Annotated in this window: 27 protein-coding genes; 8 read left to right on the forward strand and 19 right to left on the reverse strand. The window is 56.3% G+C overall.

What is annotated here, in order from left to right:
* The first annotated feature begins 26 nt into the window (after positions 1-26).
* The gene (gene znuC, locus L2Y28_RS13040; RefSeq protein WP_003859757.1) at positions 27-782 is read left to right on the forward strand and encodes a zinc ABC transporter ATP-binding protein ZnuC; all 756 of its coding nucleotides are present in this window, start codon (positions 27-29) and stop codon (positions 780-782) included.
* On the forward strand, positions 779-1,564 hold the full coding sequence (gene znuB / locus L2Y28_RS13045; protein WP_022648485.1) for a zinc ABC transporter permease subunit ZnuB: 786 nt from the start codon (positions 779-781) through the stop codon (positions 1,562-1,564). The genes znuC and znuB overlap by 4 nt, the downstream gene beginning before the upstream one ends.
* Before the next feature lie 52 nt (positions 1,565-1,616).
* Here znuB and ruvB read toward each other — a convergent pair whose 3' ends face one another.
* The 6 genes from ruvB to aspS form a co-directional block, all read right to left on the reverse strand.
* Entirely contained in the window at positions 1,617-2,627 is a 1,011-nt protein-coding gene (ruvB, locus tag L2Y28_RS13050; protein ID WP_022648486.1) for a Holliday junction branch migration DNA helicase RuvB, read from the reverse strand.
* An 8-nt stretch (positions 2,628-2,635) separates the two neighbouring features.
* The gene (gene ruvA / locus L2Y28_RS13055; RefSeq protein WP_022648487.1) at positions 2,636-3,250 is read right to left on the reverse strand and encodes a Holliday junction branch migration protein RuvA; all 615 of its coding nucleotides are present in this window, start codon (positions 3,248-3,250) and stop codon (positions 2,636-2,638) included.
* An 80-nt stretch (positions 3,251-3,330) separates the two neighbouring features.
* Entirely contained in the window at positions 3,331-3,852 is a 522-nt protein-coding gene (gene ruvC, locus L2Y28_RS13060) for a crossover junction endodeoxyribonuclease RuvC (RefSeq protein ID WP_014884319.1), read from the reverse strand.
* Between the two features lie 34 nt (positions 3,853-3,886).
* The gene (locus tag L2Y28_RS13065) at positions 3,887-4,627 is read right to left on the reverse strand and encodes a YebC/PmpR family DNA-binding transcriptional regulator (protein WP_003859747.1); all 741 of its coding nucleotides are present in this window, start codon (positions 4,625-4,627) and stop codon (positions 3,887-3,889) included.
* Between the two features lie 27 nt (positions 4,628-4,654).
* The gene (gene nudB, locus L2Y28_RS13070; RefSeq protein ID WP_022648488.1) at positions 4,655-5,098 is read right to left on the reverse strand and encodes a dihydroneopterin triphosphate diphosphatase; all 444 of its coding nucleotides are present in this window, start codon (positions 5,096-5,098) and stop codon (positions 4,655-4,657) included.
* Position 5,099: 1 nt separating this feature from the next.
* Positions 5,100-6,872, reverse strand: coding sequence for an aspartate--tRNA ligase (gene aspS, locus L2Y28_RS13075; RefSeq protein ID WP_022648489.1), 1,773 nt, complete (start codon positions 6,870-6,872; stop codon positions 5,100-5,102).
* A gap of 263 nt (positions 6,873-7,135) precedes the next feature.
* Here aspS and L2Y28_RS13080 point away from each other — a divergent pair, with 263 nt between their 5' ends.
* From L2Y28_RS13080 to cmoB, 5 genes are read left to right on the forward strand one after another with little or no spacing between them, the layout of a single operon-like run.
* Entirely contained in the window at positions 7,136-7,702 is a 567-nt protein-coding gene (locus L2Y28_RS13080; protein WP_022648490.1) for a hydrolase, read from the forward strand.
* Positions 7,699-8,517, forward strand: a complete 819-nt coding sequence (locus L2Y28_RS13085) for a DUF72 domain-containing protein (RefSeq protein WP_022648491.1) — start codon at positions 7,699-7,701, stop codon at positions 8,515-8,517. The genes L2Y28_RS13080 and L2Y28_RS13085 overlap by 4 nt, the downstream gene beginning before the upstream one ends.
* A gap of 51 nt (positions 8,518-8,568) precedes the next feature.
* Positions 8,569-8,964 carry an MAPEG family protein gene (locus L2Y28_RS13090; protein WP_003859737.1) on the forward strand — a complete coding sequence of 132 codons (396 nt, stop codon included), beginning with the start codon at positions 8,569-8,571 and terminating at the stop codon, positions 8,962-8,964.
* Between the two features lie 40 nt (positions 8,965-9,004).
* Positions 9,005-9,748, forward strand: a complete 744-nt coding sequence (cmoA, locus tag L2Y28_RS13095; RefSeq protein WP_236919552.1) for a carboxy-S-adenosyl-L-methionine synthase CmoA — start codon at positions 9,005-9,007, stop codon at positions 9,746-9,748.
* On the forward strand, positions 9,745-10,716 hold the full coding sequence (gene cmoB, locus L2Y28_RS13100) for a tRNA 5-methoxyuridine(34)/uridine 5-oxyacetic acid(34) synthase CmoB (RefSeq protein WP_015570275.1): 972 nt from the start codon (positions 9,745-9,747) through the stop codon (positions 10,714-10,716). The genes cmoA and cmoB overlap by 4 nt, the downstream gene beginning before the upstream one ends.
* A gap of 260 nt (positions 10,717-10,976) precedes the next feature.
* On the opposite strand, the gene cutC is transcribed toward cmoB, so the two are convergent.
* Together cutC and L2Y28_RS13110 are read right to left on the reverse strand one after the other, a co-directional pair.
* A complete protein-coding gene (gene cutC / locus L2Y28_RS13105; RefSeq protein ID WP_022648492.1) occupies positions 10,977-11,720 on the reverse strand; it encodes a copper homeostasis protein CutC in 744 nt (247 codons plus the stop codon).
* Between the two features lie 78 nt (positions 11,721-11,798).
* On the reverse strand, positions 11,799-12,359 hold the full coding sequence (locus L2Y28_RS13110) for a VOC family protein (RefSeq protein WP_022648493.1): 561 nt from the start codon (positions 12,357-12,359) through the stop codon (positions 11,799-11,801).
* Between the two features lie 238 nt (positions 12,360-12,597).
* Between L2Y28_RS13110 and argS the strand changes: the two genes are divergently transcribed.
* Complete coding sequence (gene argS, locus L2Y28_RS13115; protein ID WP_022648494.1) at positions 12,598-14,331, forward strand: arginine--tRNA ligase; 1,734 nt, start codon at positions 12,598-12,600, stop codon at positions 14,329-14,331.
* Between the two features lie 45 nt (positions 14,332-14,376).
* Here the strand turns inward: argS and L2Y28_RS13120 are convergent, their stop codons facing one another.
* The 11 genes from L2Y28_RS13120 to cheR all read right to left on the reverse strand — a co-directional run bounded on the left by L2Y28_RS13120 (position 14,377) and on the right by cheR (position 25,123).
* Positions 14,377-14,817, reverse strand: coding sequence for a DUF3421 domain-containing protein (locus L2Y28_RS13120; RefSeq protein WP_022648495.1), 441 nt, complete (start codon positions 14,815-14,817; stop codon positions 14,377-14,379).
* 45 nt (positions 14,818-14,862) lie between these two features.
* Entirely contained in the window at positions 14,863-15,153 is a 291-nt protein-coding gene (locus L2Y28_RS13125; protein ID WP_022648496.1) for a hypothetical protein, read from the reverse strand.
* Between the two features lie 245 nt (positions 15,154-15,398).
* Positions 15,399-16,538 carry a glycoside hydrolase family 105 protein gene (locus tag L2Y28_RS13130; protein WP_032622451.1) on the reverse strand — a complete coding sequence of 380 codons (1,140 nt, stop codon included), beginning with the start codon at positions 16,536-16,538 and terminating at the stop codon, positions 15,399-15,401.
* Positions 16,539-16,542: 4 nt separating this feature from the next.
* Entirely contained in the window at positions 16,543-18,126 is a 1,584-nt protein-coding gene (locus L2Y28_RS13135; RefSeq protein WP_022648498.1) for an MFS transporter, read from the reverse strand.
* 261 nt (positions 18,127-18,387) lie between these two features.
* Positions 18,388-18,780 (reverse strand): flagellar protein FlhE, encoded by a 393-nt coding sequence (locus tag L2Y28_RS13140; RefSeq protein ID WP_022648499.1) that lies wholly within the window; start codon positions 18,778-18,780, stop codon positions 18,388-18,390.
* Positions 18,780-20,858 (reverse strand): flagellar biosynthesis protein FlhA, encoded by a 2,079-nt coding sequence (flhA, locus tag L2Y28_RS13145; RefSeq protein ID WP_003859723.1) that lies wholly within the window; start codon positions 20,856-20,858, stop codon positions 18,780-18,782. Before flhA ends, L2Y28_RS13140 begins: the two co-directional genes overlap by 1 nt.
* The gene (flhB, locus tag L2Y28_RS13150; RefSeq protein WP_022648500.1) at positions 20,851-21,999 is read right to left on the reverse strand and encodes a flagellar biosynthesis protein FlhB; all 1,149 of its coding nucleotides are present in this window, start codon (positions 21,997-21,999) and stop codon (positions 20,851-20,853) included. The genes flhA and flhB overlap by 8 nt, the downstream gene beginning before the upstream one ends.
* 149 nt (positions 22,000-22,148) lie before the next feature.
* Complete coding sequence (cheZ, locus tag L2Y28_RS13155) at positions 22,149-22,793, reverse strand: protein phosphatase CheZ (protein WP_022648501.1); 645 nt, start codon at positions 22,791-22,793, stop codon at positions 22,149-22,151.
* Positions 22,794-22,803: 10 nt separating this feature from the next.
* Positions 22,804-23,193 carry a chemotaxis response regulator CheY gene (gene cheY / locus L2Y28_RS13160; protein ID WP_000763862.1) on the reverse strand — a complete coding sequence of 130 codons (390 nt, stop codon included), beginning with the start codon at positions 23,191-23,193 and terminating at the stop codon, positions 22,804-22,806.
* A gap of 17 nt (positions 23,194-23,210) precedes the next feature.
* Positions 23,211-24,260 carry a chemotaxis response regulator protein-glutamate methylesterase gene (locus tag L2Y28_RS13165; protein ID WP_014884341.1) on the reverse strand — a complete coding sequence of 350 codons (1,050 nt, stop codon included), beginning with the start codon at positions 24,258-24,260 and terminating at the stop codon, positions 23,211-23,213.
* The gene (gene cheR, locus L2Y28_RS13170; protein ID WP_017384409.1) at positions 24,257-25,123 is read right to left on the reverse strand and encodes a protein-glutamate O-methyltransferase CheR; all 867 of its coding nucleotides are present in this window, start codon (positions 25,121-25,123) and stop codon (positions 24,257-24,259) included. The genes L2Y28_RS13165 and cheR overlap by 4 nt, the downstream gene beginning before the upstream one ends.
* Between the last annotated feature and the right edge of the window lie 11 nt (positions 25,124-25,134).

Consider the following 25,134-nt stretch of genomic DNA (forward strand, 5'->3'; position numbering starts at 1 on the left):
GATGACTTCTGCAAGCTTAAATTGACATGACGACTTTAGTTTCTCTTGAAAATGTTTCGGTCTCATTCGGCCAGCGCCGCGTCCTTTCTGACGTGTCGCTGAATCTGAAGCCCGGCAAAATACTCACGCTGCTCGGCCCTAACGGTGCAGGCAAATCGACGCTGGTGCGCGTCGTATTAGGCCTGGTAGCCCCTGACGCAGGTGTTATCGTCCGCGAGGACAAATTGCGTATCGGCTATGTGCCGCAAAAATTACATCTTGATGCCACCCTGCCCCTGACGGTGAGCCGCTTCCTGCGTCTCCGTCCCGGTACGCGTAAAGCGGATATCCTACCGGCGCTAAAACGCGTTCAGGCGGGACATCTTGTTGAGGCGCCTTTGCAAAAGCTGTCAGGCGGTGAAACCCAGCGCGTATTGCTTGCCCGCGCCCTGCTCAGCAGCCCTCAGCTGCTGGTCCTGGACGAGCCGACGCAGGGTGTCGACGTCAACGGTCAGGTTGCGCTGTACGATCTTATCGACCAGCTCCGTCGGGAGCTTAACTGCGCGGTGCTGATGGTCTCCCATGATCTGCATCTGGTAATGGCCAAAACCGACGAAGTGCTGTGCCTGAACCATCACATCTGTTGTTCCGGCACGCCGGAAGTGGTGTCAATGCATCCCGAATTTATCTCCATGTTTGGCCATCGTGGCGCCGAACAGCTGGGCATCTATCGCCATAATCACAATCACCGCCATGATTTACAGGGACGAATTGTCCTGCGTCGGGGAAATGGACACTCATGATTGAACTGTTACTGCCCGGCTGGCTGGCCGGGATTATGCTTGCCTGCGCCGCGGGTCCACTCGGCTCGTTTGTCGTCTGGCGCAGAATGTCCTATTTCGGCGATACGCTGGCCCATGCGTCATTGCTGGGTGTCGCGTTTGGTTTGTTGCTGGACGTGAACCCTTTTTATGCGGTGATTGTCGTCACGCTGCTGCTGGCCGCCGGTCTGGTCTGGCTGGAAAAACGCCCTCACCTGGCCATTGATACCCTGCTCGGCATTATGGCGCACAGCGCCCTGTCGCTGGGCCTGGTGGTGGTGAGCCTGATGTCAAACATCCGCGTGGACCTGATGGCTTATCTGTTCGGCGATCTGCTGGCCGTCACGCCCGAAGATCTGATTTCCATTGCCATTGGCGTGGTGGTGGTGCTCGGGATCCTGCTGTGGCAGTGGCGGAATTTACTGGCAATGACCGTCAGCCCCGATCTGGCCTTTGTCGACGGCGTGAAGCTTCAGCGCGTGAAGCTGCTCTTGATGCTGGTGACGGCGTTAACCATCGGGGTGGCGATGAAATTTGTTGGCGCGCTGATCATCACGTCGCTGTTGATAATCCCTGCCGCCACGGCGCGTCGTTTTGCGCGTACGCCGGAGCAAATGGCCGGTATCGCGGTGATAATCGGGATGATCGCAGTGACGGGCGGATTAACCTTCTCGGCGTTTTATGACACGCCAGCGGGGCCGTCGGTGGTATTGTGCGCGGCGGTGTTGTTTATTTTCAGTATGATGAAAAAGACTGCGCAGTAGTCAGCATGTCCCCGGTGGCGCTTCGCTTACCGGGGCTACCATTAATCGCTACTTACGGCATCACGGGCGGCGTTATGCCGAAATGATTCCACGCCCGCACCGTCGCCATACGACCACGCGGGGTACGCTGTAAAAAGCCCTGCTGGATCAGATACGGCTCCAGCACGTCCTCGATAGTCTCACGCTCTTCGCCAATTGCCGCCGCCAGGTTATCCAGCCCCACCGGCCCGCCAAAGAACTTATCCAGCACCGCCAGCAGCAGCTTACGGTCCATATAGTCAAAGCCTTCGGCATCAACGTTCAGCATATCCAGCGCCTGCGCAGCAATGTCAGCCGAAATGGTGCCATCGTGCTTCACCTCGGCAAAATCACGCACGCGACGCAGCAGGCGGTTGGCGATACGCGGCGTACCGCGGGAACGTTTCGCCACTTCAAACGCTCCCTCTTCGCTCATATCCAGCCCCATGTAGCGCGCGCTGCGCCCCACAATATGCTGAAGGTCGGGCACCTGATAAAACTCCAGACGCTGCACGATACCAAAACGGTCGCGTAGCGGTGAGGTCAGCGAGCCGGCGCGGGTCGTGGCACCAATCAGGGTAAACGGTGGCAGATCGATTTTGATCGAGCGCGCGGCCGGGCCTTCGCCGATCATGATATCCAGTTGGTAATCCTCCATCGCCGGATAGAGCACTTCCTCCACCACCGGTGACAGGCGGTGGATTTCATCGATAAACAGCACGTCATGCGGTTCGAGGTTGGTCAGCATCGCCGCCAGGTCCCCTGCTTTCTCCAGCACCGGGCCGGAGGTGGTACGCAGGTTAACGCCCATTTCGTTGGCGACGATATTCGCCAGAGTGGTTTTACCTAACCCCGGCGGACCAAAAATCAACAGGTGATCGAGCGCATCGCCGCGCAGCTTTGCCGCCTGGATGAAAATCTCCATCTGAGAACGAACCTGCGGCTGGCCGATGTACTCATCCAGCAGTTTGGGACGGATCGCGCGATCCACCACGTCATCTGGCTGAATGGTGCCTGCCGATACCAGGCGGTCTGCTTCAATCATCCTTTACCTCACAATGCAGCGCGCAGCGCTTCACGAATCAGAGTTTCACTGCTGGCATCCGGTTTGGCAACTTTACTCACCATACGGCTGGCCTCCTGAGGTTTATAGCCCAGCGCCACCAGCGCGGCAACCGCTTCCTGCTCGGCATCATCATCCGTCGCTGGCCCGCCCGGTGAAGTCAGCACCAGATCGGCTGCCGGAGTGAACAGATCGCCATGCAGACCTTTAAAGCGGTCCTTCATTTCGACAATCAGGCGCTCGGCGGTTTTCTTGCCGATGCCCGGAAGTTTAATTAACGCAGCCGGATCTTCGCGCTCAACGGCATTCACAAACTGTGGCGCTGACATACCGGACAGAATCGCCAGCGCCAGCTTGGGCCCGACGCCGTTGGTTTTAATTAATTCGCGGAACAGGGTGCGTTCCTGTTTGTTATTGAATCCGTACAGCAGCTGAGCGTCTTCACGCACCACAAACTGGGTAAAGACAACCGCCTCTTTGCCCGCCTCCGGCAACTCGTAGAAGCAGGTCATCGGCATATGGACTTCATAGCCCACGCCACCCACTTCCAGCAGCACTAACGGGGGTTGTTTTTCAATGATGATGCCTCTGAGTCTGCCTATCACGTGACGCTCCTGCGTTCTGGATGAAATTAACTGCCGACATAATAAAAAAAGGCTGGATAAACATCCAGCCTGATTTGTCATTATCGTAATCTGCCTCGCGCCAGATTGAGCCGCGACTCGCTCATTTGCATCGCGTTCTGGCTGACGTGGCAGTGGGTAATCGCAATGGCCAGCGCATCGGCGGCGTCGGCCTGCGGGTTCGCCGGGAGCTTCAGCAGTGTACGCACCATGTGCTGCACCTGGCTTTTCTCAGCGCTACCTATGCCCACCACCGTCTGCTTAACCTGACGGGCCGCGTATTCAAACACTGGCAGGTCCTGGTTCACGGCGGCAACTATCGCCACGCCGCGCGCCTGCCCGAGCTTTAACGCCGAGTCAGCGTTCTTCGCCATAAAGACCTGCTCGATGGCGAAAAAGTCCGGCTGAAACTGGGTGATGATCTCCGACACGCCCGCATAAATGAGCTTCAGGCGCGACGGCAGATCGTCCACTTTGGTACGAATACAGCCGCTGCCGAGGTAGGTTAGCTGGCGTCCCACCTGACGGATAACGCCATACCCGGTGACGCGTGAGCCGGGGTCAATCCCGAGGATAATCGACATCACGCGTCTCCCGTAAACGGTTTACAGGCTCTCATCAGAGAGTCGCTGCAACCTCATCAGAGATTTCACCGTTGTGATACACTTCCTGCACGTCGTCGCAGTCTTCGAGCATGTCGATCAGACGCAGAAGTTTCGGTGCGGTTTCTGCATCCATGTCCGCTTTTGTGGAAGGGATCATGGACACTTCAGCGTTATCCGCTTTCAGACCTGCCGCTTCCAGCGCATCGCGCACGGCACCCATCTCTTCCCATGCGGTGTAGACATCGATAGCGCCGTCGTCGTAGGTCACTACGTCTTCCGCACCGGCTTCCAGCGCCGCTTCCATGATCGCATCTTCGTCGCCTTTCTCGAAGGAGATGACGCCTTTTTTGCTGAACAGGTACGCTACAGAACCGTCAGTGCCCAGGTTACCACCGGTTTTGGTGAACGCGTGGCGCACTTCCGCAACGGTACGGTTACGGTTGTCGGACAGGCACTCTACCATCACCGCCGTACCGCCAGGACCGTAACCTTCATAAATGATGGTTTCCATGTTCGCGTCTTCATCACCGCCCACGCCACGTGCGATTGCACGGTTCAGGGTGTCTCGCGTCATGTTGTTGGACAGGGCTTTATCCACCGCCGCGCGCAGACGTGGGTTAGAGGCCGGATCGCCGCCACCCAGACGCGCCGCTGTTACCAGCTCACGAATGATTTTGGTAAAGATTTTACCGCGTTTGGCATCCTGTGCCGCTTTACGGTGTTTGGTGTTGGCCCACTTACTATGACCTGCCATAAAAAGTTCTCCAAAAATCGCGCCTTCTCAGGCAGCGTTAATTACAAATTCTTCTATCGCCTGCCGGTTGCTCCATGACTTGGTCAGTGCGGCGGCATCCGCCGCATCCACCCAGCGGTAGGTCAGGTGTTCCGTGAACACGATCTCCCGCTCATGGGGAAGCGCAAGGCAGAACCACGATTCCGTATTGCGCTCAATTCCCGGTGCATAGCGATGACGTAAATGGCTAAAAATTTCAAACTCCACCGTGCGCTGACAGTCCTTCAGGGTCAGTTGCTCGCGAGCAACGTCAATGGCGACCTCTTCCTTTACTTCACGCGCGGCGGCCTGCGGCGCGGACTCCCCCTCTTCCAGACTGCCGGTAACCGACTGCCAGAAATCAGGATCGTCGCGCCGCTGCAACATCAGCACCCGCTTCGAGTCTTCTGCATAAATGACCACCAGAACCGAAACGGGACGCTTATATGTCATATCAGTTTTTCTCTTCCTTCTTCACCACCTCAATGCCCAGCTCAGCCAGCGCGGCCGGGTTGGCAAAGCTTGGCGCTTCAGTCATCAGACACGCCGCTGCGGTGGTTTTCGGGAAGGCGATAACATCACGGATGTTGTCGGTGCCGGTCAGCAGCATGGTCAGACGGTCAAGACCAAAGGCCAGACCCGCGTGCGGAGGCGTACCGTATTTCAGGGCGTCAAGCAGGAAGCCAAACTTCTCGCGCTGCTCCTGCTCGTTAATGCCCAGAATGCCGAACACGGTCTGCTGCATTTCACCGCTGTGAATACGCACGGAGCCGCCGCCCACTTCGTAGCCGTTGATAACCATATCGTAGGCATTCGCTACCGCATCTTCCGGTGCAGCCTTCAGTTCCGCCGCCGTCATGTCTTTTGGCGAGGTGAACGGGTGGTGCATCGCGGTCAGGCCGCCTTCACCGTCGTCTTCAAACATCGGGAAGTCGATCACCCACAGCGGCGCCCATTTGCTTTCATCGGTCAGGTTCAGGTCTTTGCCGAGCTTCAGACGCAGCGCGCCCATCGCATCCGCAACGACTTTCTTGTTGTCTGCGCCGAAGAAGATCATATCGCCGTCCTGCGCGCCGGTGCGCTCCAGAATAGCTTCCACGATGTCCGCATTCAGGAATTTCGCAACAGGGCTGGTAATGCCTTCCAGACCTTTAGCACGCTCGGTTACTTTAATATAGGCCAGACCTTTCGCACCGTAGATCTTGATGAAGTTGCCGTAGTCGTCAATCTGCTTACGGCTCAGCGCAGCACCGCCCGGTACGCGCAGGGCAGCCACGCGGCCTTTCGGATCGTTAGCCGGACCAGCAAAGACCGCGAACTCAACGGCTTTCACCAGGTCTGCCACGTCCACCAGCTCCATCGGGTTACGCAGGTCTGGTTTGTCGGAGCCGTAGCGACGCTCGGCTTCCGCGAAGGTCATGATTGGGAAATCGCCCAACTCAACGCCTTTTACGTCGTTCCACAGGCTACGCACCAGGGCTTCCATCACCTCACGCACCTGCCCGGCGGTCATGAAGGAGGTTTCGACATCGATCTGGGTAAATTCTGGCTGACGGTCTGCACGCAGATCTTCATCGCGGAAGCATTTCACGATCTGATAGTAGCGGTCGAAGCCGGACATCATCAGCAGCTGCTTGAACAGCTGTGGTGACTGTGGCAGCGCGTAGAATTTGCCCTTATGGACGCGGGATGGCACCAGGTAGTCGCGCGCGCCTTCCGGCGTGGCTTTGGTCAGCATCGGGGTTTCGATATCGAGGAAACCGTGGTCATCCATAAAGCGACGCACCAGGCTGGTGATTTTCGCACGGGTTTTCAGGCGCTGAGCCATCTCCGGGCGACGCAGATCTAGGTAGCGGTATTTAAGACGCGCTTCTTCGGTGTTGACGTGGTTGGAGTCCAGCGGCAACGCTTCTGCGCGATTGATAATCACCAGATCGGACGCCAGCACTTCGATAGCACCGGTCGCCATATCGGCGTTGATGTTTTTCTCGTCACGCGCACGCACGGTGCCCGTCACCTGAATGCAGAACTCATTACGCAGCTCAGAGGCCAGCTTCAACGCATCAGCGCGATCCGGATCGAAGAACACCTGAACGATACCTTCGCGGTCACGCATATCAATAAAGATAAGGCTACCAAGATCGCGACGACGATTGACCCAACCACACAGGGTGACCTGCTGCCCGACGTGGGACTGACGCAGCTGCCCGCAATATTCTGTACGCATGAGATATCCCTTAATTAGCCGCAGGCTGATTGTCGCCTGTCTTACAGGCTACGATGTCGCAGCTTTCTGTATGTCACAACTGGATGAAAAAAGGCGGCTATTATACTGGAAATTCTGCCGCACGATAAGAGCGAAGCACGGCCTGACGCGTGTTTGCTGTGCTCTTATTGTCTATTCTCACAAAAATTAACAAAATTATCCGACCGATAACAGGCCATCCCGTCGTAAGGTGTAAAAAAGCAATTAATTTTACTGGAGTGACAATGTTAACGCTTGATGCCACCAAAACCGCCCTTGTGGTCATTGATTTACAGGAAGGGATCCTGCCTTTTGCCGGTGGTCCACACACCGCTGACGATGTTGTAAGCCGTGCTGCGCGTCTGGCGGAAAAATGCCGGGCCAGCGGTGCGCCTGTCGTCATGGTGCGTGTCGGCTGGTCCACTGATTTCGCCGAAGCGCTAAAGCAGCCAGTTGATGCTCAGGCCCCGGCGCATGCGCTGCCGGACAACTGGTGGACATACCCGGTCTCGCTCGGTAAACGCGACAGCGATTTAGAAGTCACCAAACGCCAGTGGGGCGCATTCTATGGCACTGACCTGGAGCTCCAGCTGCGCCGTCGCGGGATAGACACTATTATTCTGTGCGGGATCTCCACCAACATCGGTGTGGAATCCACCGCCCGTAACGCCTGGGAGCTGGGCTTTAATCTGGTGATAGCGGAAGATGCGTGCAGCGCAGCCTCTGCGGATCAGCATCAGGGCAGCATGACCCATATCTTCCCGCGTATTGGTCGCGTGCGCAGCACGGATGAGATCCTCAGCGCGCTATGATGTACGTGGGTTTGCCCCAGTGGTCGCACCCGAAATGGGTGCGCCTGGGTATTACTGGCCTTGAAGAGTATGCCCGACACTTTAACTGCGTGGAGGGCAATACCACGCTGTACGCTCTGCCACGCACGGAGATCGTCGAGCGCTGGCGCGAGCAAACCACCGACGATTTCCGCTTTTGCTTCAAATTTCCGGCAACCATCTCCCACAACGCCGCGCTGCGAAACTGCGATGATTTAACCCACGAGTTTTTCACCCGGATGTCGCCCCTGGCAAACCGTGTTGGCCAGTACTGGCTCCAGCTTCCCGCCACGTTCGGCCCGCGCGATCTACAAGCCCTCTGGCAGTTTCTCGACGCCCTGCCCCACGATTTCACGTACGGTGTGGAGGTGAGGCATCCAGATTTCTTTGCCAAAGGCGACGCGGAGAAAGCGCTGAATCGCGGCCTGCATAAACGATCGGTCAACCGCGTGATCCTCGACAGCCGCCCCGTGCACAACGCAATCCCGCACAGCGAAGCCGTTGTTGATGCCCAGCGCAAAAAACCGAAAGTACCGGTTCACGCCATTGTTACCGCGCAGAACCCGATGGTCCGGTTTATCGGCAGCGATAACATGCAACAGAATGAAGAGATGTTCGCCGTCTGGCTGCAAACGCTCGCGAAATGGGAGCAAACCACCACCCCGTACCTGTTTTTACATACGCCGGATATTGCCCAGGCACCTGAACTGGTCGATGCTCTCTGGCAGGCCTTGCAGCAGGCGGTTCCGTCGGTTGGCCCCGCGCCGTCCATCCCACAACAATCTTCTCTTTTCTGAAATCACCCCCTATCATAGAGACGTGCCATCTGCCAAAAACAGGGAGTTAGTATGGTCAGCGCGCTGTATGCGGTGTTAGGTGCATTACTGCTGATTAAATTTTCATTTGATGTTGTGCGCCTGAGAATGCAGTACCGCGTCTCCTACGGTGACGGGGGCTTTTCTGAGCTGCAAAGCGCAATCCGGATCCACGGCAACGCGGTCGAGTACATTCCCGTCGCGTTAATTTTACTGCTGTTAATGGAGATGGATGGCGCTGAAACCTGGATGGTGCACGTCTGTGGGCTGCTGCTGATTGCAGGGCGTTTGATGCATTATTATGGTTTTCACCACCGCCTGATCCGCTGGCGTCGTTCCGGCATGAGCGCGACCTGGTGCTCGCTTTTGCTGATGGTGCTGGCTAACCTTTGGTATATGCCGTGGGAGTTGGTTTTCTCCTTCCATTAGCGCACAATATGCCCCTTTATTTTTCCCGGATTTTTACGTTATGTCAGATCGCGACACGCTTTTTTCCGCGCCTATCGCCAGCCTGGGCGACTGGACCTTTGATGAACGGGTAGCCGAAGTCTTCCCGGATATGATCCAGCGCTCTGTTCCCGGTTATTCCAATATCATCTCCATGATCGGCATGCTGGCGGAGCGTTTCGTTCAACCCGGCACGCAGGTCTATGACCTGGGCTGTTCGCTGGGAGCGGCAATGCTGTCCATTCGTCGTAACGTTCATCACGAAGGCTGCAAGATTGTGGCTGTCGATAACTCACCGGCCATGGTTGAACGCTGCCGTCGCCACATTGACGCATATAAAGCCCCTACGCCTGTGGAGGTGGTGGAAGGCGATATCCGCGATATCGACATCCAGAACGCCTCGATGGTGGTCCTGAACTTTACCCTTCAGTTCCTGGTGCCGGACGATCGTCAGCGGTTGCTGGATAAAATTTATCAGGGCCTCAACCCGGGCGGCGCGCTGGTGTTGTCTGAGAAATTCAGCTTTGAAGACGCCAGCGTGGGCGAACTGCTGTTCAACATGCACCATGATTTCAAGCGTGCAAACGGCTACAGCGAGCTGGAGATCAGCCAGAAGCGCAGCATGCTTGAAAACGTCATGCTGACGGATTCCGTTGAAACACACAAAGCGCGCCTGCGCAAAGCCGGATTTGAACACAGCGAACTGTGGTTCCAGTGCTTTAACTTTGGTTCTCTGGTGGCGCTGAAAGCCGGAGACGCAGCATGATCGAGTTCGGTAATTTCTATCAGCTGATTGCCAAAAACCACCTATCCCACTGGCTGGAAACCCTGCCTGCGCAAATTGCCACCTGGCAGCGCGATCAGCAGCATGGTCTGTTGAAGCAGTGGTCCAACGCCGTGGAGTTTCTGCCTGAACTGACGCCTCATCGTCTGGATTTACTGCACAGCGTGACGGCGGAGAGCGAAGAGCCGCTCCCGGCCGGGCAGATCAACCGCATCGAAACGCTGATGCGTAACCTGATGCCGTGGCGCAAAGGGCCGTTCTCGCTGTACGGCGTGAACATCAATACCGAATGGCGCTCAGACTGGAAGTGGGATCGCGTTCTGCCGCATTTATCCGACCTGACCGGGCGCACCATTCTGGACGTGGGCTGCGGTAGCGGCTATCACATGTGGCGCATGATCGGCGCAGGCGCGCATCTGGCCGTCGGTATCGATCCGATGCAGCTGTTCCTGTGCCAGTTTGAAGCGGTGCGAAAGCTGCTAGGTAACGACCAGCGCGCGCACCTGCTGCCGCTGGGTATCGAGCAACTCCCTGCTCTGAAAGCCTTTGATACCGTGTTCTCGATGGGCGTGCTGTACCACCGTCGTTCCCCGCTGGAGCATCTCTGGCAACTGAAAGATCAGCTGGTCAGCGGCGGTGAGCTGGTGCTGGAAACGCTGGTCATCGAAGGGGATGAACATGCCGTTCTGGTGCCAGGCGATCGCTATGCGCAGATGCGCAACGTTTACTTCATCCCTTCCGCGCTGGCGCTGAAGAACTGGCTGGAGAAATGTGGGTTTGTCGATGTACGCATCGCCGATGTGTGCGTGACGTCGGTTGAGGAACAGCGTCGCACCGACTGGATGATCACCGAATCGCTGGAGCAGTTCCTCGACCCGGACGATCACAGTAAAACCATCGAAGGCTATCCGGCCCCGATGCGTGCGGTATTGATTGCGACCAAGCCGTAGTTTGTGCCGGGTGGCGGCTGCGCCTTACCCGGCCTACGCGTCGCACGTTTTCTCCAAAATAGTTCAAGTTGCAGCAAGGCGGCAACGCAGCGAATCCCCGGGAGCTTACATCAGTAAGTGACCGGGGTGAGCGAGGCGGCCAACGCGGCTGCGGCTTGAAATATGAAGGAGAAAAAAAGGCCCCTGTGTAATTTGCAGGGGCCTGGTACAAGCAAGCATCATATTGGGCGACATGATGCGCGGTAAAAATCGGTACGTTGCTACACGTGATGACGTTCAATCAGCGATTTCATTTCCGCAACCGACTCTCCATCCACACCGTAGCGCGAGTACTCATCCGCTTCAGCATCCGTCGACATTGACAACCCTGTATTGCGATAACGCATGGGTGAAGGTATCCATTTACCCGCCGAGCTGTGTAGCTCTTCCACCCCTGCGTTTAAAAACAGTTCCAGATTGCTGGCGCGTACTCCTGCGCCCGCCATGATTATTGGAACACCGGAATGTACTTTTAGTTCCGTAATTAATTTCAGTCCTTTTTCAGCCGAGGGCTGCTGGCCCGACGTCAGAACGCGCGCCACGCCCAGTTCTGCCAGCGTATCAAAGGCTTGTATCGGATCCTGACACATATCGAACGCACGATGAAAAGTGACCGCCATTCCCTGGGCTGCACGCATGACCTGGCGCATACGCGAAAGATCGATGTTTCCGTCTTCGTCCAGCACACCGATCACCAGGCCCGGAAAACCGGAATCACGGACGAGGGCGATATCCTCAAGCATGGCACTGAACTCACCCGCCGTATAACAAAAATCACCGCCGCGCGGGCGAATAATCGGGTGCACCGGAATGGTGATGGCCTGACGGGCTGATTTCTGCACGCCAAAGGACGGGGTTAATCCCCCTTCTTTCGGTGCCGCGCAAAGCTCGATGCGATCGGCCCCCTGCCGTTGCGCAGTGACGGCACACTCCACGCTGTAACAACAAATTTCCAGCAGCGCCATGTCATCCTCCTTAAATTTCACTCAACGTACCATCGTGGCACGTTGCCCGATTCGTGTCTGGATCGACGCTCACAGTGCTTACGCTTCGCTGGCGACGATCTGCTCAATAGTCCAGGGATGGAATTTCACCGTCACGTTGCCGTCCGTTACGGCAAGCGTAGGGTTTGGTAAGCGTTCGCGCTCACCTTTTGGCGAGCTGGTTTTGACGAAAATACCCGGCTGGCTTAACCCCTCTTCGGAAAGCAGCGCCAGCGCACGGGCGTTCAGCGTCTCGGGCTCCCCAGGCAGAACAATTTCGATATGCTCCCAGCCTTCGTGCGGATAACGCTTTTCTCCTGGCCAGGGCAGTTCCACAACGGTGAATTGCCAGTGCGCCACCGTAACCGGCGCGTGAAGTTTGAACAGGCAAATCGGGCGACCGTTAATGATATTCTCTGACAGCAGTTCACCGCACTGTTCAAAGCCACGCCGCCAGCGTTCGGCGGTGGCATTCTGGTGGCAGCGCAAAGAGATGTGATCGGCCTCAAGCGGCGCGATATCCAGCCCGAGACGGGTGGCAAGTTCTGTGAACGCCTGGATGAAGCGCGGTAAATCTGCGGAAATATCATGCAGTTCGTCAATGGTGTGCCAGTTCGCCATAGGTCAGTCTCGTTTCGTGTCGCAAAGCCGCTAATTTACTCTGTTGCCCTCTGTCGACCAACCGCAGAATCACGGTTTTTTTGACTGCATGATTATGCATACCGTCTTCGCCTGGATTCTGAGCGATCTTCGCCCCCCGCAGGGCTGACGCCCGAGGGCATTTGCAGTATACTCCCGCCCTAAATTCTTAAACTGGCGTGGGTGTTTTTTACCCGCATCAAAAACGTAAGGTATCCAGGTGAATATTCAGGCTCTTCTCTCAGAAAAAGTCAGTCAGGCACTGATTGCCGCAGGTGCGCCTGCGGATTGCGAACCACAGGTTCGTCAGTCAGCGAAAGTACAGTTTGGCGACTATCAGGCTAATGGCGTGATGGCAGTGGCTAAAAAACTGGGCATGCCGCCGCGACAGCTCGCTGAGCAGGTACTGACGCATCTGGATCTCAACGGCATCGCCAGCAAAACCGAAATCGCCGGTCCGGGCTTTATCAACATTTTCCTTGAGCCTGCGTTCCTGGCAAGCCACGTTGACGCGGCGCTGAAATCTGACCGTCTTGGCGTGGCTCAGCCAGAAGCGCAGACTGTGGTGGTTGACTACTCCGCGCCAAACGTGGCGAAGGAGATGCACGTCGGTCACCTGCGCTCCACCATTATCGGTGATGCGGCCGTGCGTACCCTGGAGTTCCTCGGTCACAAGGTGATCCGCGCTAACCACGTAGGCGACTGGGGCACGCAGTTCGGTATGCTGATCGCATATCTGGAAAAACAGCAGCAGGAAAACGCAGGCGAAATGGCGCTGGCAGACCTGGAAGGTTTCTACCGTGAAGCCAAAAAACACTACGACGAAGACGAAGCCTTTGCCGAGCGCGCGCGCAGCTACGTGGTGAAACTTCAAGGCGGCGATCCGTACTTCCTCGAGATGTGGCGCAAGCTGGTGGACATCACCATGTCCCAGAACCAGCTTACCTATAACCGTCTGAACGTGACCCTGACCCGCGACGACGTAATGGGTGAAAGCCTGTATAACCCGATGCTGCCGGGCATTGTGGCGGACCTGAAAGCCAAAAACCTGGCGGTGGAAAGCGAAGGCGCAACGGTAGTATTCCTTGATGAGTATAAAAACAAGGAAGGCGAACCGATGGGCGTGATCGTCCAGAAAAAGGATGGCGGCTATCTCTACACCACCACCGATATCGCCTGTGCGAAATACCGTTACGAAACCCTGCATGCGGACCGCGTGCTGTATTACATCGACTCCCGTCAGCACCAGCACCTGATGCAGGCGTGGACTATCGTGCGTAAAGCGGGTTATGTGCCGGATTCCGTGCCGCTGGAACACCACATGTTCGGCATGATGCTGGGTAAAGACGGTAAGCCGTTCAAAACCCGTGCAGGCGGCACCGTGAAGCTCTCCGATCTGCTGGATGAAGCGCTGGAGCGCGCCCGTCGCCTGGTGGCCGAGAAGAACCCGGATATGCCTGCTGACGAGCTGGAGAAACTGGCTAACGCGGTTGGGATCGGTGCGGTAAAATACGCGGATCTCTCCAAGAACCGTACCACCGACTATATCTTCGACTGGGACAACATGCTGGCGTTTGAAGGCAACACGGCGCCATACATGCAGTACGCTTACACCCGCGTACTCTCCGTCTTCCGTAAAGCCAGTATTGACGAAAGCGTGCTGGCGAACGCCACGGTGACCCTTACCGAAGACCGTGAAGCACAACTGGCTGCCCGCCTGCTTCAGTTCGAAGAGACGCTCTCTGTGGTCGCGCGCGACGGTACGCCGCACGTTATGTGCGCTTACCTTTACGATCTGGCCGGTCTGTTCTCTGGCTTCTACGAACACTGCCCTATCCTGACCGCCGAGAGCGAAGCGGTGCGTAACAGCCGCCTGAAGCTGGCGCAGCTGACGGCGAAGACCCTGAAACTGGGTCTGGATACCCTGGGTATCGAAACCATAGAACGTATGTAAAAAAGAAACCCGGCGGTTGCCGGGTTTTTTTATAAATGAACGCCATCAGTCGTGAACGAGTACCTGGAAGGTATCTAATTCATACTCTCTGCCGTTATAGCCGATGCAGCAACCTCTGCTGAGGTGACTTCCAGCTTTACCCACAAAGAGACCGTTATCGAATTTTGCGCGGGCAACGTAGAGCTTAGTGCCATTGGCTTCATGTCCCGCCTCAACCATATTCGGTGGGAAATGTTTATCCTTAACGTCTACCCATTTTAAAGCGCCCACGTAAACTTCAAATTCATTACAAAAGTGCTCTCTTCCTCCCCATGGGACCCATGCCGTATTGCCGAACACCCATTTCCCCGGATGAATCCCACCATTCACTTTTGCGCGAATAATAAACAATGGAGATGGTCCTTTGATACCAGGAACACCTATTTCATAACCTGCTACAGGCGCGTCCAATGGGATAAACTCATCTCTTTTCGCTGATTTCCACATAATGATGTCCTTTTCAGTCTAAATAATTATCCGTAGTTAAAATCATTAAAACTCAGAAATTGAATGAATGGCAAAGTCATTATTCAGGCTTTGAAAAATAATCACCTTAACCAGTGATTTTTCCGGGCCTTCCGCATGGATAAAACGGCGAAGCGCAATAAAGGTATGGAACTGGCCAGCCACAAGCTGGCTTCCGACATACAGTAGTGGGAAATAACCCGCACCATCAATATCCTTGAAAACCGTGTCGAACATATTGATATGTTCATCAGACATTTTATCGGCATGCATATTTACAGCAGGGTTAACGATAATACCGCCCATTGTATTTTCCATTGCATCACTCCTTGTATGAATATTAGAAGAATCTTAACGCAGATAAAAAACAGGATAAATACGAATTATGTTTTGTGAAGAAAATCACGATTTAATATTAAGCGTAATGTATTTCCAGCCTAGTATTCACCACATCAATATATAACACGCCTGATATTGATAGCGTAAGGTATTTTCCCGGTGCCATTATAAAAAAAAGCCTCTTCTAAAAGAGGCTTTGCAGTAATGAGATTATTATTCAGGTATTAAAAATATTTCCGCAAATATTCCGTCAGACACAGAATCGCCATTGCCTGGCCATACGGCATCGAGGTCAGCGGTATCTGGCGGTAAAACGCCAGATCGCTGCCCATCCCCGTCCCGAAGGACGTTTGCAGCAGTTCCCCTTCCGGCGAGATGTTTTGCACGATACCGCGGATCGCTTTCTCCGCCACCTCTGCATACTCTGCGCCGACATACCGCTTGCGCACGGCTTTCAGAATGCCGTAGGCAAACCCTGCCGTGGCCGACGCCTCCAGATAAGAATCAGGATCGTCCAGCAGCGTATGCCACAATCCACTCTCATCCTGACATTTTGCCAGTGCGGCGATCTGCGCATTTAGCACCTGCACCAGATAGCGACGAACGGCGTTGTTTTCTGGCAGATCCACCAATTCGAGGAAATCCGGGATCACGATGGTCAGCCAGCTGTTGCCGCGCGCCCAGCGGGCCCGGGCAAAGTTGTGATTGCCGTCGTAATTCCAGCCGTGGAACCACAGCCCCGTCTCACGATCCATCAGGTTCTGTACGTGGAGCAGGAACTGATAGATCGCCTCCTCGACGTACTCCGGCTTGTTAAGCAGCTTGCCGATTTTCGCCAGCGGCAGCACCGTCATCATCAGCGTGTCATCCCACATCTGCTGATGGTTCTCTTCCGCCAGTGTGATGTGCTGCATGCCGCCATGTTCGGTGCGCGGCATCTCATTCATCGCCCATTCCGCCCAGCTTTCCAGCCACGGCAACCAGGCCGGGTTTTTGGTCTCTTCGTAGCGATACGCCAGTGTCAGGAACGGCGACATGGTATTCACGTTTTTGGTGGTTGCGCCTTCTGCGAAACGGTCATTAAACCAGCTGTCGATAATCTCGCGCATGCCTGCGTCACCGGTCTGGCAGTAATACTGCCAGATACCGTACAAACCAACGCCGTGCGTCCATTCCCATCCGGCCCAGCCTTTGGTGTCGATTACGCGCCCGTCGTCCAGCCGCAGCAAAAACTCACCCGTTTTGTCGTGGATATTGACCAGATTATGCGTCACCTTTTGAATCAGCGATTTCAGTTCATCCCTGGCGATAAAGCGCTCAGGCTGACGCAGTAACGGGCTATGTTTGACAGGCCAAACTTTCATCATCTTAACCTCTGTTGTATGTCGAATTCAGTACCGCACGATCCTTCAGCGAAGGGGCCGCCGGCTTGTTGCGATTCAGGTAACCGATATTGTTGTTGCCCCACAGGGATTCATACGGCATACCGGCCAGCATCTCCACGGTGGCGCGGGCCTGCGGGGTCGCCGCCTCCGGCATCGCATGGCCGGACTCGCGCATTTTCGCGGTCTCTTCACGCAGGGTGCTGTGGGTCTGCAAATTGAGTTTGAAGCGCAGGGAGACCAGGAAGCCGCAGAACAGTACCAGAATGGTGCCGACGCTCAGGATCATCAGGATAGTGTGGCTCACTTCCGCAGGCTGCACTTTTTGACCGCTGACAAAGCCAGACATCTGCATCACGATCCCCACCAGCATTACCGCACCGGCCTGGGACGCTTTACGGGTCAGCGTCATGATGCCCGCGAAGATCCCTTCGCGACGCTGACCGGTGATCACTTCGTCCACGTCAGCAATGTAGGTGTAGGTATTCCACGGTACGTAGTTAATACCCCCGCGGCCAAGACCGGCAACCGCAGAGATCAGCAGCAGCAGAGCGTAAACGTCGCTCAGACCCGCGTAATAAAGCACCGCGTAAGAGAGCGAGGCCAGGCCAAACAGCACGACCACCATGCGGTAAGACGGCGCAGGTCCGAAGCGAATGCACAGCGGGATCATGCCAATCACGGCGAGGAACTGGAAGATGGCCATCGTGCCCAGCAGGTTGGACGCCATGGATGCTTCCTGCATCAGCACAAACACCACGTAATAGGTGAATACGGCGTTGAACACATCCTGGGCAATATAGCCGCCGAGATACATGCCCAGATGCTGGCGGAAAATCTTGATACGCAGCGTCGAACTTAATTCGACAAAAAGACGGTTCAGGCTCTGTCCCAGGGTCAGCTTTTTCTTCTCTTCTTCAGCGCGCAGGGCTGCTTCAGACCACTCTTCCCGCGGACGCTCCCAGGTGAAGAACCAGACGAAAGTAAGCATCAGCGCGCAAAGTACGGAGAAGACCAGGCTTGCATAGAAGAAGGAGATCGCGTTGTCTTTGCCGAAATGCGTGAGCAGGATCCCCGGCAGGAAGGAGGCCAGAATGGCGGACATCTGGGCCATGGAGATACGCGCCCCGGAGAATTTGGTTTTTTGTTTGAAATCGTCAGTCATTTCCGGCACCAGCGTTTCATACGGCACCAGAATCATGGTGTAAACAATATCAAAGATCAGATACGTCAGCAGGTAATACCAGAAACTCATGTCCCCTACCCACATCAGCGAGTAGCTGAAAACGCAGGGAATACCGAGCAGGATGAAGAACTTACGCCGGCCAAAACGCTTACCCAGCCAGGTGGTACCAAAATTATCGGTTAAAAAGCCCATTAACGGACTGACAACCGCATCCAGCACCCTTGCGGCGGCGAAGATAAAGGTTGCTTCAATCGGTGTGAGTCCACAGAAGGTCGTATAAAAATACAAAAGCCAGGCGGCCGTCAGGGCGGTAGTCCCCGCTCCGAGGAAGTCCCCTGAACCGTAAGCAAGATAATTTGCGAGTCCAATTTTACGTGTTTTCATTGCCGTCAACCCTAATCAGTTTTGGGAGACTCCCTGTAAGCAAACCTCGTCCGGGAGTTTTTACACGGCTACAGTAAAAGTATCGACCTGGTGAAACCTTTCTGTTTCTGCCATCACAGGGTGGTGAATGGCAAAAATGCAAAGAGTGTCAATACGCGTGTCACTGATTTATAAAACAGCGTTTCTTTTGTATCAAAAGGGAAGGTCAATTTTGCGAGCCAGCCTTCAGAAATGCCTGAAGACTGGCGAAAAGGCGGGCAGTTAGCGGTAGTTGACGAGCACCTCGTTGCGCTGAACCTTCAGCGCCGGGATCAGACGTCCACCGCCTGGCACTTCCCAGATAAAGCGTAAAGGTTCCTGAGCAGACACCCCGTTGAAGGCCTGGGTGATGCCACTTTGGCCCTCGATTTCCGCGCAGCGGGTCAGCGAGCACAGCCGCACCCGCAACCCGGCCGGTGTGGGTCCCGTCAGGGTGTAACTCCAGGCCACCAGCGTCATCTGCCCGGAGACGGGCTCAGAGGCTGACAGCGGACGGGAGGAGATCGACTCCCCCCGATGGTTGAGCGTTAAGCCGATACTGCTGGCCTGCCATGCCCCCTCGCCTGCGGCCTGCACCGCCAGCGGGAAAAATAAGATCCACAGCCACTTACGCATTATTTCCCTCCTATGGTCGCCGTCATGCGAATATTGCGGTTATCGGACAGCTCCATATTCGACAGCACCACCAGCTGGTTCAGGCTCCGGCGCAGGAAGCGCGACAGCAGCGGACGCAGCGCATGATTCACCAGCAGCACCGGCGGCGCGCCCAGCATCTCCTGACGCGCCAGCGCCTCCTGGGTTTGCGCCAGCAATCTGTCCGCCAGACCCGGCTCCAGCCCGCCACCGCCCTGTAGGGCCTGAAGCAGCAGACGTTCCAGCGGCGTGTCCAGGCCAATCACCTGCACTTCGCCGGTTCCCGGGAACCATTGCTGGGTTATGGCGCGCCCGAGCGCCACGCGCACCACCGCCGTCAGCTCATGTGGATCGCTCTGGAGCGGCGCATGCTCGGCCAGTGTTTCCAGAATGGTGCGCATATCGCGGATCGGCACCTTCTCATCAAGCAGATTTTGCAGCACTTTGTGCAGGGTGGTTAAGGTCAGCACGCCCGGCACCAAATCTTCGGTTAGCTTTGGCATCTCCTGCGTTACGCGGTCAAGCAGCTGCTGCGCCTCCTGACGTCCAAACAGTTCCGCGGAGAACTGGCCAATAAGATGGTTGAGGTGCGTCGCGACCACGGTACTGGCCTCAACAACCGTGTAACCCTGGATCTGCGCCTGCTCTTTCAGGGCGCTCTCAATCCAGATGGCCGCCAGACCAAAGGCCGGGTCGGTCGTCTGCTCACCCGGCAACGTGCCTGCGGCAGTGCCAGGGTTAATCGCCAGCCAGCGGCCGGGGTACGCATCACCGCTGCCGATTTCCACCCCTTTCATCAGGATGCGGTAGCGGGCGGGCGGGAGATCCATATTGTCCCGGATATGCACCACCGGCGGCAGGAAGCCCATGTCCTGGGCGAATTTTTTACGAATGCTGCGGATACGGCCAAGCAGTTCGCCATCCTGCTGGAAATCCACCATCGGGATCAGGCGGTACCCCACTTCCATCCCCAGCGAATCTTCGAGCTGAACGTCGTTCCAGGTGGCTTCCACCGCCTGGGTATTCTCAGGCATTTTGACCGGCGCTGGCTCTGCCTTAGGCTGCGTTTCGCGGCCACGCATCCACCAGGCAAGGCCCAGCAGCGCGGCAGTGAACAGCAGGAATACCAGGTTTGGCATGCCCGGCACCATACCGAGCAGGCCCAGTACCGCCGCGGAGAGCAGCATAACGCGCGGGTTGCTGAACAACTGCCCCACCATCTGCTCGCCTACATCCTGATCGGTGCTGACGCGGGTCACAATCACCCCCGCCGCGGTGGAGATCACCAGTGCCGGGATCTGCGCCACCAGACCATCACCAATGGTCAGCAGCGTATAGCTTTCCGCTGCGTGGCCCATGTCCATGCCGTGTTGCAGCACGCCGACGAGCAGGCCGCCGACGACGTTAATCACCATGATCAGAATGCCCGCGATGGCGTCACCGCGCACAAACTTACTCGCACCGTCCATGGAGCCGTAGAAATCTGCCTCCTGGGTCACTTCGGCACGGCGTTTTTTTGCTTCATCTTCCGCAATCAGCCCGGCATTCAGGTCGGCGTCGATTGCCATCTGCTTGCCCGGCATCCCGTCGAGCACGAAGCGCGCGCCCACTTCTGCGATACGCCCCGCCCCTTTAGTGATAACCATGAAGTTGATAATCACCAGAATGACGAACACCACGATACCGATGGCGAAGTTGCCGCCCACCAGGAAGTGACCGAAGGCTTCGACCACCTTGCCCGCCGCCGCCGCGCCGGTGTGCCCTTCCATCAGGATGATACGCGTGGAGGCAACGTTCAGCGCGAGGCGCAGCAGCGTGGTGAACAGCAGGATCGTTGGAAACGCGGCGAACTCCAGCGTGCGCTGGGTGAACATCGCCACCAGCAGCACCATGATGGACAACGCAATGTTGAAGGTGAAAAGCAGGTCGAGGATAAATGCCGGTAACGGCAGCACCATCATCGACAGAATTAGCAGGATCAGAATCGGTCCGGCAAGGATCTGCCATTGCGTCGATTTCAGGTTGCCGGGCAGGCGCAACATTGCCACCAGATTAGCCATCAGTGTCCTTCTCGTTCAAAAAATCCAGTGCTTCAGGCACCGGAAGGTTCTCAGGTTTTACAGGTCGTTGACCGCCCGCTAAACGCCAGCGTTTCAGTTGCCACACCCAGGCCAGCACCTCTGCGACAGCGGCGTAGAGCTGGCCCGGGATCTGTTGTCCAATTTCCGCGTGGCGATACAGCGCACGGGCTAATGGCGGTGCTTCAAGGATCGGTACGCGGTTTTCCGTCGCGATTTCACGAATGCGCAGCGCAATTAGCCCGGCCCCTTTCGCCACCACTTTCGGTGCGCTCATTTTGTTTTCGTCGTACTGAAGCGCCACGGAGTAGTGGGTCGGGTTAGTGACAATCACATCGGCTTTCGGCACATCTTCCATCATGCGACGACGCGCGGCAGCACGTTGCATCTGGCGGATACGGCCCTTGACGTGCGGGTCGCCTTCCATCTGTTTATATTCATCGCGAATATCCTGACGCGACATTCGCAGCTTCTTGATATGGGAAAAGATCTGGAAGATAACGTCGAACGCCACCATCGGAATAATGCTGAGAACCACCAGCAGCGAGCCTAATCCGACCAGGTTCAGGGCATTCTTCATCGCCGTCATGGGGGATTCACTGATCAGACGCATCATCTCCGGCCAGTGGTGCCACAGAAAAAACCCGGCAGCACTGCCCATAAGAAGCGATTTCAGGATCGCTTTAAGAAGCTCAGCCCCGGTTTGAGCTGAAAACATTTTCGCAATACCGGGTAGCGGGTTGAGCTTGGAGAATTTCGGTTGCAGCGATTTACCGCTGAACACCAGGCCACCGAGCATGACCGGCGAAACAAGAGCCACGATGACCACCCCGGCAATCAACGGCAGCAGAGCGATCATGGCGCTTTTAACCAGGTTGATGATCTGAATGAGGATCAGATTGGGGTCATTGACCATGCTGTGATCAAAACGTAAGCCAGCAGAGAGCATTCCCGCCAGTCTGCGGGCAAGCATCTCCCCGCCCCACCAGATTATGCAGACGCCCACCACCAGGATCAGCAGGGAGGTCAGCTCTCGGGATCGGGGGATCTGCCCATCCTCACGGGCTTTTTCAAGTCGGTGGGGTGTGGGGGCTTCTGTTTTGTCGTCGTTCTCTTCTGCCACTGTGCCTGCTCGCAGCCCATTAATTCACGGGTATCATGCCAGCGCAGAGAAAATCCAATGGCGGGAAAAGCCCGTTTATTCGGGCTCTTTTCGCTGTTTTTGTTCTGAACAACCTCAGGCCGCGTTCACAGCCTGAGGCAGAAGGGCAATCAGAAACCAAGACTGTCCAGCAGATCGTCCACCTGATCCTGGCTTGCCACCACGCCCGCTTTACTGGTGTCAAGCTGTGGACCATTGAGCAGGCTTTCGTTCTCGCGTTTCGGACGGGCAGCCGGTTCCGGAATATTTTCCAGCAGCACCATCAACAGCTGACGTTCAATCTCCTGAATCACATCCATCATGCGCTTGATCACCTGGCCGGTGAGGTCCTGGAAATCCTGCGCCATCATGATGTCCAGCAGTTGCGCATTGGTGAAGCTGGTGTGCCCTGGCACATCGCCCAGGAACTGACGGGTGTCCGTTACCAGTTCGCGGGCATCCGCCAGCTCAATGGGGTTCTCAAACCACTCATCCCAGCGTTGGGTCAGCGCTTTCGCCCCCTTCTCCATCGCATCCTGGTGCGGCTGTGACGCCTCAACGCTGTTCAGCGCTCGCTCGGCCGCCTGCGCGGTCATCTGCACCACGTAGTCCAGACGGTCGCGCGCGTCGGGGATGGCTTCCGCCGCTTCGGCGATAGCCTGGTCCAGCCCCAGCTCACGGAGGCTGTCGCGCAGCATGCGGGTCAGGCTACCAATACGGGCAATAATGTCGCTCGGCGAATGTTCTTCAACGGGTTTCATAGCAGGTTGCAACATTTCAATCACCTCACATGCCGAGTTTCTCGAAGATCTTCCCGAGCTTCTCTTCCAGAGTCGCCGCGGTGAATGGCTTCACCACGTAGCCGCTTGCGCCCGCCTGTGCAGCGGCAATAATGTTCTCTTTCTTCGCTTCTGCGGTCACCATCAGCACCGGCAGAGAGGCCATGCCTGCATCCGCGCGGATGGTTTTCAGCAGTTCGAGACCGTCCATGTTCGGCATGTTCCAGTCGGAAATCACAAAACCAAACCCGCCAGCCTGGAGTTTGTTCAGCGCATCCACCCCGTCTTCTGCTTCTTCAACGTTGTTGAAGCCTAGCTCTTTTAGCAGGTTGCGCACAATGCGACGCATGGTGGAAAAGTCATCCACAACCAAAAACTTAAGCTCTTTATCCGCCATAAAATAATACTCCTGAGTCAAATACGTATTGCCTGTCCGGCACTGATTTTCGCCAGCATCTGCTGGCTTACCTGGCTAAGATCGACCACTTCGCTTACGCCACCCATATTGATGGCCTCGCGCGGCATGCCGAACACCACACAACTTGCTTCATTCTGCGCAATCGTCCAGGCGCCAGCCTGGTGCATCGCGAGCATTCCGGCGGCGCCGTCGTTGCCCATCCCCGTCAGGATCACCCCCACGGCGTTGCGCCCCGCATGTTTCGCCACCGAATGAAACAGCACATCCACCGACGGACGGTGCCGGTTAACCGGCGGCCCGTCATGAATTTTGATTTGATAGTTCGCCCCGCTGCGCGCCAGCTCCATATGTTTGTCACCCGGGGCGATATACGCGTGACCTGGCAGCACGCGCTCGCCGTCTTCCGCCTCTTTCACGCTGATCTGGCACAGCTTATTCAGGCGCTCCGCGAATGAGCGGGTAAAGCCCGGCGGCATATGTTGCGTAATCAGGATACCCGGGCTTGAGAGCGGCAATGGCTGGAGTACATGGCGAATTGCCTCTGTTCCTCCGGTTGAGGCCCCAATGACCAGCAGTTTTTCCGAGCTGAGTAATGGTCCGGCCTTCAGGGTTGCCGGCGCGGCCATCGGCTTGTGGGCCGCCAGTTTTGCGCGCGACGCGGTACGGATTTTCTCGGCGATCATCTCGCTGTACGCCAGCATCCCCTCGCGAATGCCGAGCTGCGGCTTGGTGACAAAATCCACCGCCCCCAGCTCCAGCGCGCGCAGGGTGATTTCTGAACCTTTACCGGTCAGAGATGACACCATCACCACCGGCATCGGGCGCAGGCGCATTAATTTTTCCAGGAAATCGATGCCATCCATGCGTGGCATTTCGACATCCAGCGTCAGCACGTCGGGGTTATATTTTTTGATTAAATCCCGCGCGACCAGCGGATCGGGCGCTGTTGCCACCATCTCCATATCGCTGTGGCTATTGATGATTTCGGTCATGATCTGACGCATCAGCGCAGAATCATCGACAGACAATACCCTGATTTTACTCATGCTTTTTCCTTACTCAGCGCATAAACCGTTTGCCCACGCAGGCTAAACTCACGCACGAGGTTGCTGAAGTTTTCCGAGTGCCCGGCAAACAGTAAACCGTCAGGCTTGAGCAACGGAACAAAGCGACGCAGAATGTCCTGTTGCGTCGTTTTATCAAAATAGATCATCACGTTACGGCAAAAAATGGCGTCGAATGGCCCCGGCACGTTGTACTGCTTATCCAGTAAATTAACGGGAGCAAATTCCACGCAGTTCGCCAGCTCCTGGCGTACGCGTACCAGTCCTTCATGCGGGCCGGTACCGCGCATGAAGTAACGCTGTAGCTGCTGAGGAGACAGCGTTTTTAGTTCATCCTGGCGATAAACGCCGTTACGGGCTTTTTCCAGCACTTCGGTGTCGATGTCGCTGGCGTACACTTTCCAGCGGCCCGGCGCCATTCCCAGGGTGTCTGCAAGGGTGATGGCCAGCGAGTACGGCTCTTCCCCGGTAGAGGCTGCCGCGCTCCAGACGCGATACTCTCCGCTACGGCGACGGGCGTGTTCCGCCAGCACCGGGAAGTGATGCGCCTCGCGGAAAAACGCGGTCAGGTTGGTGGTTAATGAGTTGATAAATGCCTGCCATTCGGCGCTGTTCTGGTTCGCTTCGAGCATGCTCAGATAGCGGCCAAAATCATCCAGCCCCAGCGTGCGCAAGCGCCGCACCAGCCGGTTGTAGACCATGTCTCGCTTATGGTCCGCAAGCACGATCCCCGCACGCTGGTAGATTAACTGACATATCCGACGAAAATGCGCGTCGGACAGCGCGAGGCGCTGTGTCATCTGCAACAATAATGACGTTTGCCCTGAGGGCATGGGTGATGTCATAGCGCCTTCTC

It is taken from the genome of Enterobacter sp. JH25 (genome assembly GCF_021725435.1).
Classification (GTDB): domain Bacteria; phylum Pseudomonadota; class Gammaproteobacteria; order Enterobacterales; family Enterobacteriaceae; genus Enterobacter; species Enterobacter intestinihominis.